1 protein-coding gene is annotated in these 320 nt (G+C 42.2%); it reads right to left on the reverse strand.

All coding sequences use genetic code 11. The annotated features are described in order from the left end of the window. Positions 1 to 5: 5 nt before the first annotated feature. The coding region (gene tnpB, locus JEM49_RS08150) for an IS66 family insertion sequence element accessory protein TnpB (protein WP_201874608.1) at positions 6 to 320 on the reverse strand (315 nt) is incomplete at its 5' end.

Genomic DNA, 320 nt, shown 5'->3' on the forward strand with positions numbered 1-320 from the left:
AAGTGTTAGTAGAATTCGCACGCTTTCGTGTTCTTTATTTTTGGATTGATTGCGAAGCCCTTCATTAGCCAGTCGACCTGCTCAAAAGATAAAGCTTGAACTTCATTTTGATTCCTGGGCCAGTTCAATTTTCCATTTTCAAATCTTTTGTATAACAGCCAAAAACCTTGTCCGTCCCAATAAAGGGCTTTGAAGCGGTCCTTGCTTCCGCCGCAAAAGAGGAAGACTTTGCCGCTAAAAGGATCAAGTTCAAACTGTTCTTTGACTAAAGTTGCTAGTCCATCAATGCCTTTACGCAGATCCGTCTTGCCGCAAACGAT

It is taken from the genome of Lactobacillus sp. A27 (assembly GCF_016742815.1).
Taxonomy (GTDB): domain Bacteria; phylum Bacillota; class Bacilli; order Lactobacillales; family Lactobacillaceae; genus Lactobacillus; species Lactobacillus gallinarum.